The 8233-nt window shown below is 60.6% G+C and carries 9 protein-coding genes; 3 read left to right on the forward strand and 6 right to left on the reverse strand.

Features of this window, described 5'->3' with window-relative positions; all coding sequences use genetic code 11:
• Positions 1-337 precede the first annotated feature (337 nt).
• Together JMF90_RS13465 and JMF90_RS13470 are read left to right on the forward strand one after the other, a co-directional pair.
• Complete coding sequence (locus JMF90_RS13465) at positions 338-1483, forward strand: mandelate racemase/muconate lactonizing enzyme family protein (protein WP_011548566.1); 1146 nt, start codon at positions 338-340, stop codon at positions 1481-1483.
• A gap of 118 nt (positions 1484-1601) precedes the next feature.
• A complete protein-coding gene (locus JMF90_RS13470; protein ID WP_041489432.1) occupies positions 1602-2888 on the forward strand; it encodes an MFS transporter in 1287 nt (428 codons plus the stop codon).
• 143 nt (positions 2889-3031) lie between these two features.
• Here the strand turns inward: JMF90_RS13470 and JMF90_RS13475 are convergent, their stop codons facing one another.
• From JMF90_RS13475 to JMF90_RS13490, 4 genes are all read right to left on the reverse strand, one after another.
• Positions 3032-3739, reverse strand: a complete 708-nt coding sequence (locus JMF90_RS13475; RefSeq protein WP_011548564.1) for an SDR family oxidoreductase — start codon at positions 3737-3739, stop codon at positions 3032-3034.
• A 24-nt stretch (positions 3740-3763) separates the two neighbouring features.
• Positions 3764-4060, reverse strand: coding sequence for a YciI family protein (locus JMF90_RS13480; protein ID WP_011548563.1), 297 nt, complete (start codon positions 4058-4060; stop codon positions 3764-3766).
• A 79-nt stretch (positions 4061-4139) separates the two neighbouring features.
• Positions 4140-4946: an SDR family NAD(P)-dependent oxidoreductase gene (locus JMF90_RS13485; protein WP_011548562.1), complete on the reverse strand. Its 807-nt coding sequence runs from the start codon at positions 4944-4946 to the stop codon at positions 4140-4142.
• Positions 4943-5152 carry a hypothetical protein gene (locus tag JMF90_RS13490; protein ID WP_124920132.1) on the reverse strand — a complete coding sequence of 70 codons (210 nt, stop codon included), beginning with the start codon at positions 5150-5152 and terminating at the stop codon, positions 4943-4945. Before JMF90_RS13490 ends, JMF90_RS13485 begins: the two co-directional genes overlap by 4 nt.
• 216 nt (positions 5153-5368) lie before the next feature.
• Here JMF90_RS13490 and JMF90_RS13495 point away from each other — a divergent pair, with 216 nt between their 5' ends.
• Positions 5369-6379 (forward strand): AraC family transcriptional regulator, encoded by a 1011-nt coding sequence (locus tag JMF90_RS13495; RefSeq protein WP_172535134.1) that lies wholly within the window; start codon positions 5369-5371, stop codon positions 6377-6379.
• A gap of 283 nt (positions 6380-6662) precedes the next feature.
• Here the strand turns inward: JMF90_RS13495 and JMF90_RS13500 are convergent, their stop codons facing one another.
• Both JMF90_RS13500 and JMF90_RS13505 read right to left on the reverse strand, forming a co-directional pair.
• Complete coding sequence (locus tag JMF90_RS13500) at positions 6663-7067, reverse strand: nuclear transport factor 2 family protein (protein ID WP_011548560.1); 405 nt, start codon at positions 7065-7067, stop codon at positions 6663-6665.
• Between the two features lie 33 nt (positions 7068-7100).
• Positions 7101-8066: an alpha/beta hydrolase gene (locus JMF90_RS13505; RefSeq protein WP_011548559.1), complete on the reverse strand. Its 966-nt coding sequence runs from the start codon at positions 8064-8066 to the stop codon at positions 7101-7103.
• Positions 8067-8233 lie beyond the last annotated feature (167 nt).

Genomic DNA, 8233 nt, shown 5'->3' on the forward strand with positions numbered 1-8233 from the left:
TAATGTCGAGTTGCGATAGAGCTTCCGCCTTGGTCTCGCCTGATGCGCCAAACCATGCCGCCGCTCTTAGTTTTGCGAAGCATCGGATTCCATTTTTCCGTTCACCATTAGTCATAAGATGTCACATGTGATGGATGTGATAGATCCCAGTGAGTATGCAGATGTGTGTTGAGAGATGGCTTGCGAAAAGACGGCTTTAGTTATACGATGACTGATCAATGTGAAGGCCGACGTTGCCCAATCGAACGATCTCGCACGAGTGCTGTCGTCCGTCACATCGCACTTTCGGCCGTCGGCCGCATAGTTTCCCCCGACTCGCCGCACCGGGAATACGTTCGTGAAAATCGTCACCATCGAAGTCATTCGCATCTCGCTCGCATTCGATGCGGGCCGCCGTCCCGTCGCCGCTGTTGAACCGACCGTCGCCGACACGTATAACGCCGCAGACCGCTCGCTGCGTCGCATGGAGTCGCTGCTGGTCAGGCTCACCGATGACGCAGGGCGCGTTGGCTGGGGCGAAGCATTCGGTCATCTGATCAATCCCGTCACGTTCGCCGCGCTCGAAGGCCCGGTTGGCCGTTGGTTCAAGGGCGCCGAATTCGAGCCGACGCGGCACGGGATCGCCGCATTGCGTGACGCGGCCGATCGCGCGCTGCATGCGTTCGGCCGCACCGGACCGGTGCTGTACGCATTGTCCGCGATCGACACGGCGCTGCACGACCTCGCCGCGCAGGCGGCCGGTGTGCCGCTATATCGTTGGCTCGGCGGCCATCGCGGGGAGATCGACGTGTATGCGAGCCTGGTCAACTACGACAACGACCCCGATGAAGTCGCGCGCCACGTGCGGCGGGCGTCGGACGAAGGGTTTCGGCGCATCAAGCTGCACGAGACGCAACGTGCGGCTATCGCGGCCGCGCGTGCGGCACTGCCGGCCGGCAGCGAACTGATGGTCGACGTGAACTGCCCGTGGACGGCGAGCGACGCGCTGCGGCATGTGAGCGAGCTGGCCGACCTGCGGCTCGGCTGGATCGAGGAACCGGTGTGGCCTTGCGACGACGCGGACGGCATCGCGCGTGTGCGCGGCGCCGGCGTGCCGATCGCGGCGGGCGAGAACGCGTCGGGCGTCGCGGGCTTTCGCGACCTGTTCGAACGCGGCGCGCTCGACGTCGCGCAGCCAAGCATCGCGAAGATCGGTGGACCGACCGGCATCGCGGAAGTGATCGCGCTTGCGGCGGAGCACGGCGTGCGGGTTGTGCCGCACTGTTTCTATTACGGAGCGGGGCTGCTGGCGACCGCGCACGTGGTCGCGACGCTACCGGACGATGTAGCGCTCGAAATTCCCTATCTCGACTGGCCCGAGCGGCTGCATGACGGGCAGCGGCCCGGGGCGCGGCTGCGCTTGCCCGATGTGCCCGGGCTTGGCTTCTTGCCGGACGAAGCAGTGCTGGCACGCAACACGATCGCGCACGCGACGATCGGTTGAACGCAGGAACGGTGCGCTCGGCGCACGCACGCGAAGCCGTTGCCGGTGTGGCGGCGCAATCGGAAATCAGGAAGCCGGGCGGATGCGCAGGCACGTGCCCGGCTCGACAGGAGACAACATGAAAACGCGTTACCGCTGGTGGATCGGCGCGCTGCTGTTCGGCGCCGGCATGCTGAACTATCTCGATCGCGCGGCGCTGTCCGTCGTCGCGCCGATCATCAAGCGCGAACTCGGCATCGACGACGCGCAGATGGGTATCCTGTTCAGCAGCTTCTTCATCGGCTACTGCGTGTTTTGCTTCGTCGGCGGCTGGGCCGCGGACCGGTTCGGGCCGCGTCGCGTGTTCGCGTGCGCGGCGGGCGTGTGGTCTCTGTTCTGCGGCGCGACAGCGCTCGCCGGGTCGTTCGCGCACCTACTGATCGTGCGCGTCGCGTTCGGGATCGGCGAAGGGCCGATGGGGACGACCACCAACAAGGCGATCTCGAACTGGTTCCCGCGCCGCGAAGCGGGGCGCGCGGTCGGCTGGACCAACGCCGGGCAGCCGCTCGGTGCGGCGATCGCGGCGCCGATCGTCGGCCTGGTTGCGCTGCAGTTTGGCTGGCGCGTTTCGTTCGTCGTGATCGCCACGCTCGGCTTCGTGTGGCTGGCCGCGTGGTGGGCGTTGTTCCGCGACGATCCGGCGAGCCACCCGCGCGTGTCGCCGGAAGAGGTGCGCGAGATCGCATCCGACCGGACGGTCGGCGTCTCACTGGATGCGCATGCGGACGAGCGCGCCGCGCGTCCGCTGCTGCGCGATCTGCTGTCGCGGCCGGTGCTCGGCGTCGCGCTCGCGTTCTTCAGCTTCAACTACGTGCTCTATTTCTTCCTGTCATGGTTGCCCAGCTATCTCACCGACTACCAGCATCTAAACATCAAGCAGATGAGCGTCGTCGGGATTCTGCCCTGGCTCGGCGCGACCGTCGGTTTCGTGGCCGGCGGCACCGTGTCGGACCGCATCTACCGGCGCACCGGCGACGTGCTGTTCGCGCGCAAGATCGTGATCGTCGTCGGGCTGGCGGTGGCGGCGGCGTGCGTGCTGCTGGCGTCACGGGTGAGTTCGCTCGGCGCGGCCGTCACGTTGATCGCGATCGCAAGCCTTTTCGCGTTCATGGCACCGCAGGCTTGCTGGTCGTTGCTGCAGGAAATCGTGCCTCGCGAACGCGTCGGCTCGGCCGGCGGGTTCGTTCATCTGCTCGCGAATCTCGCAGGCATCCTGTCGCCAAGCTTGACCGGCTGGCTCGTCCAGTATGGTGGTGGGTATGCAAGTGCGTTCGTGCTTGCGGGCGCGTCGGCGCTCGCCGGTGCGGTTATCCTGACGTTCGCGGTGCGCGCGCGGGCCGTTTCGCAGATGCGCCGGGCCGCCTGATGAAGTAATCCGTTGAATTGGCTACGCTGGAGTAAGTGTGACCGTACTTGCCTCCTCCACCGGACACAACGAACATCGTCCCAAGAGAGAGGATAGCCGGTGCAGCTCATTCCCGTGGCTCGGGGCGCGCCTCGGACCGGGCGTCATCCAAGCATTCCTAGATACATCGGTGGCACTGCCGTCAGGCCAGCATGTACGCTGCGGGTAACCTCATCCGCCAAGAGTTCTGAGTGACCGGCCTCTAATGCGGCGAGAGCCATACGCGCAACCTCGTCTGGGGAAGCCTTGGGGCCGGGTACGCCCCGCGCCATGTCGGTATCCATGAAGGCGACATGCAGCGAAAGAACTTCTGTGCCTTGGGCACTTAATTCCTGCCGCATCGCGTTACTCAAGGCCCAAGCGGCGGCCTTCGATGCGCTGTAACTGCCGGTAATGCCTGGCAGAGTCGCCCAACTGAGCGCGGAAATGACATTGATCATGGCACTACTGCCAGACGCCGCCAGGATCGGCGCGAACGCTTGCGCCATCCGTAACGGCCCCACGGCATTTGTCTCGAACTGCTGTCGCAGCATATCGATCGATGATGGTGCAAGCACTGCGCCGGAGCCTCCGATGCCGGCGTTGTTCACCAGCAAGCTGACGTCGCCCAATTCGCGGGCGAGCGCTTCGACCTGATCGGCGCGAGTCACGTCGAGCCGTACGGGCACCACGCCAGATGCGGTGACGGTGGACGCTTCGCGCGCTGCTGCATAGACCTTGGCCGCGCCAGCGGTAAGCAAGGCGCGGGTGAAGGCTGCACCCAGTCCGCGATTGGCACCCGTAACGAGCGCGACAGAACCTTGGATTTTCATGAAGACTTCCTTACAGAGAGTGGGTCAGTTGTGCGATGTCAAACGCAGCATGACGTAGTGCTCGTAGTGACCGACGCCGTTTTGCACGATGGGATCTTGTGAGGTGAAAGCGGCAATGTCATCCTCGTCCGGAATTTGGTAGAGGGAGACACCATAGCCACCAGTGTCATCAATCACAGGACCGTGTGCCACGATCACGCCTTGCGCGAACAACTCATCGAGAAAGGCGCCATGTCGCTTCATCAACTTCAACTCGTCGTCCGACATTGTCGCGAGAAAGTCGGGTCGCGGAGGAATGAACTTGCACAGGTAATATTTCATCAATACTCCTTATTGAATATTCTGAACCATAACCGTTCTAGCTTGACGGTTCGGTTCGTTCTACTCGCCTCCGGCGTGCTTATCCGGCGGTCCTGACGCTCTTGAGAATCGAGCTTTCGAACATCTTGGGCGCATAGCTTTGCAGGAAAAGAATCATCCCCGTCATCTTGCCAACCGGATTGCTGAACTTCGGTTCTTTCGTGCCGATCATTTTCGTGATGGTGTGCACAACCGCATCAGGCGCCTCGGCCTCATCGATACCTTTTTGCGTGGCGGCACGAACCTGTTTGCGGTAAGCGTCGTAGTCGGGGATATTGCCACCTGTAGACGAAACCGAATTTTGTCCAAGGTTGGTTTTGAACCACACCGGCTCGACCACGCTGACTTTGATGTTGAACTGGTTCAGCTCGAAACGCAGGGCTTTGAAATAACCTTCGACCGCATGCTTCGAAGCCGAGTAATAGGACAGATTCGGCGGGCCGATCAAGCCAACGATGGAACTGACGGTGATGATCTGCCCGCTCTTTTGCTTGCGAAAGAAGGGGAGCAAGGCGTTCGTGACCTTGACCGTTCCCCAGAAGTTCGTTTCGAACTGCTGCCGCCCGACTTCAAGCGGTGTCTCTTCAGCGATACCCGTCACCATGTAGCCCGCATTGTTGACGAGAACGTCAAGTTGCTTCGTATAGGTGAAAAGCTCATGCGTGAACGACTCGATAGAAGTGTCGTCGTCGATATCAAGGCGCAGCAACTTGAAGGGCACGTTCCGCGCGTATTTTTCCGGCTGACGACTGGTGCCGATCACGTTGAAGCCGTCCTTGTGGAGTTTGTTCGCCAGCATCAAACCAAAGCCCGACGATGCCCCAGTAATCAAAATTGTCTTCTTCATCTCTCCAGCTCCCGGTATTCGAAATGGCCTATGAAGGCTTGCGAAAAATTGTTGATGTAGATGGATCCGAGTTCGTCATTGCCGGCCTCCTTCAAGAACGACTCGGCGAGGCTGGCTAGAGTGGATGGCCATGCTGGCTCGGCAACGGCATGACGCGCGATTCGAGGTGCAAACCAATTCTGACGATCCTCGACGGTTGCTGCCATTCTGCCTGCCGATCGCGCCATGGACACTAGCCGATCACGCCAACAGACTCGCCGAACACGCCAATATTTACGCGGTCCCAAGTGGCGGGTTTTGCTATTGTGATGGCGCGATCTGCGGGATAGACTCATGCGATGAATACGAAAAGTAACTATCCCCCGAGCGGTCGGCATGGCCATCCGACGGACTATGCCATTTGGCCCGGATGGCGCTTGTTGATGCAGGATGCAGGCATTGCAGCTTCGCCGGTTTTGCGCCGTGCGCAGCTACCGGGGGATCTGTTTTCGCGTCAGAACGTTCGCCTCGATCCGACCAGTTTCTTCATGTTGTGGAAGGCCATTGAGGCCGAGGCAGCGACAATCAACGCGGACGTACCGGCAGCGCTGCAAATCGCAAAGGTGATGTCGTCGGACTGGTTCGATCCCGAGCTTTTCGCCGCGCTATGTAGTTCAAATATGGGCGGAGCACTCGACCGAATCGCGAAGTACGTCAGACTGATAGCGCCCATGATCATTCGGATCGATCGAGCGATCGAGCACACCACAGTTTCCATCGACTTCTTGGATCACACCCTGCCGCCACCCGATGTATTTCTCACTTTCAAGCTGGTCTTTTTCGTGCAACTAGCACGCTTGGCGACACGAAGTCCGGTACGCCCATTACGAGTGAGTTGGCCGTTGGCGACGGGCGAATCGAATGACAGCGTGGCCGCCTACCAAGCATATTTCGGCGTGCCAGTGACAGATGCGCCCTTAGCCACCGTTGTATTCGCTGCTGAGGATATCGAGCGGCCATTCCTGACCGAAAACCACAAAATGTGGCAGTTCTTCGAGCCATCGCTACGTCAGAGACTAGCGGATTTGGATAGGACGGCCAGTATGGCGGAAAGAGTGCGCAGTACCCTGCTGGAGACGCTCCCGGCAGGAGAGGTGTCCATGCAAGTGATCAGTCGAAAACTTGCGGTCAGCGTCCGCACGTTGCAGCGCAGGCTTCAAGATGAGGGAACCTCGTTCCAGCAAACGCTGGACACTTTGCGTGAATCGTTGGCCTATCACTATCTTGGCAACACTACGATGTCTAGCGCCGAGATCTCCTTTCTACTGGGATTCGACGATTCCAATTCCTTTGCTCGCGCGTTCCACTCATGGACTGGCAAAACGCCGCACAAGGTACGAACGGAGATTGGTGTTAGCAATAGCGAGTCGAATGCGGATACAGCCGGGGTGTAGTAGCTAAGCGCCAACTGACTCATCGGGATTTCGATCTCGGGCGAAATTTGTGCGCGCGACGATGCGCCGGGATACATCGGCTTGCCTCGCCGAAGAAGGCGTTCGAAGCATCCGCCCGTTCATCGATGCGCACGTTGAATGACCGCTCTCTGGACCGGCGACTGTCGCTTCAGGGTCGGCTACAGCCGACCGTGTTGGGCGGAAACCGGCCAGAAGCGACCAGTCGGGATGAAACAGCGGCAGGCCGCTTCGATTGATCAAGCGGCCTTTCATCGTCATCTCTTCAAATGGCCTGCGCCGTCGAGAATGCGCGTGCCGCAGCCATTGTATCCAGTGCTTCGCGCAAGAGCAGGATTTTGCCGTTGTTCGCCACCAGCCGCCCTGCGTACATCTGTCGATAGATTTTCCCCGTCGATGGCACGAGCGCTTCGACTTCATATTCGGCGAATACCTGCTCAGGCGTTTCGATCAGCAGCCGCACATTTCTGAACGAAAAATCCGGTACTTTCGCGAGCAGCGAGGCGATGAAGCCTTCGATCGCTTTTGGCCCCTGTGCTCGCCCGTCAATGCCAAGCGACTTCAGATAAGGGAGCTCCAGCACGCCATCGTCGGCAAACAGTGCAGCGGCCGCACGTGGGTCACGAATCGATTCGAGATAAGCGGAAAGCAGTTGTTTAGCGTCGTTCATGATCGGCTCGATAAAGGCGTTAAAGGATGCGATTCATTGCAGATGCGTCTTCAACGCAGTCGCCATCTGCTGCATCGCTGCGCGCGTCGGTGCGTCCGCAGCAAGCACGTTGAGTAGGCCGAAGTCGTGGATCGTGCCTTTGTACTGGATCGTCGTCACGTCGTTGCCCGCCTGGTCGAGCCGATATCCATATGCTTCGCCTTCGTCGCGCAGCACGTCGAACTGCGCCGTCTGGATGAGCGCGGGCGGCAAGCCCTTCAATTCGTCGAGTGACGCGCGCAGCGGCGACGCGTAGCGTTCGTTGCGCTCACCTTCGTCGATCGTGTAGGCATTCCAGAACCACTTCATCATGTCGCGGCTCAGGAAGTAGCCATTTGCAAAGGCGTCGTACGAGGCATTGTCGAACGCGTGGTCGGCCACCGGCCACATGAGGCCCTGGAAGCGGATTGCCGGGCCTTGACGGTCCTTCGCCATCTGGCTGACGACCGCGGCCATGTTGCCGCCCACGCTGTTGCCCACGACGGCCAGCCGCGCACCATCGACGCCGATCTCCGCGCCATGTGCGGCAACCCACTTCGTCGCGGCGTAGGCTTCGTTGATCGCGACCGGATAGCGCGCTTCGGGCGAAGGCGTGTATTCGACGAACACCGCCGCCGAGCCCGACTGGACAACAAGATCCCGCACGAGACGCTCATGCGTCGGGTAGTCGCCGAGAATCCAGCCACCGCCGTGGAAGAACATGAACACGGGCAGCACACCGCGCGAATCCTGCGGCTTGACGACGACAAGCGACACGACCAGGCCGTCCTGCTCGACCGTGCGGCGCGTGACGTCAATGCCCGAGACGTCGACCGGCACGCTGCGCTGGGCGCCTGCCAAGACTTCGCGCGCTTCGGCGGGCGTGAGCGTCTCGATTGCTGGGCCGGTGGCACTGTTCAGCGCATCGAGGAAGGTAACCGTCGCGGTATCGGGCGTGTTCGGTGTGGCTTGCGTATTCATCGTGATTCTCCTTTTGCTTGGTCCAGTGGCTTGCGACGTGATGTCGTGCAGCCGGTGGAAAGGAGAATACGGATCGGACAATATTTGCGAAATAGAATCGTTTGGAATCCATCATTGCATGAATGCAACGATGGACGCCGGCTCGTAATAACTTCGTATAGCATACA

The sequence above is a fragment of the Burkholderia sp. E168m23 genome (assembly GCF_016586125.1).
In the GTDB taxonomy this organism is placed as follows: domain Bacteria; phylum Pseudomonadota; class Gammaproteobacteria; order Burkholderiales; family Burkholderiaceae; genus Burkholderia; species Burkholderia orbicola.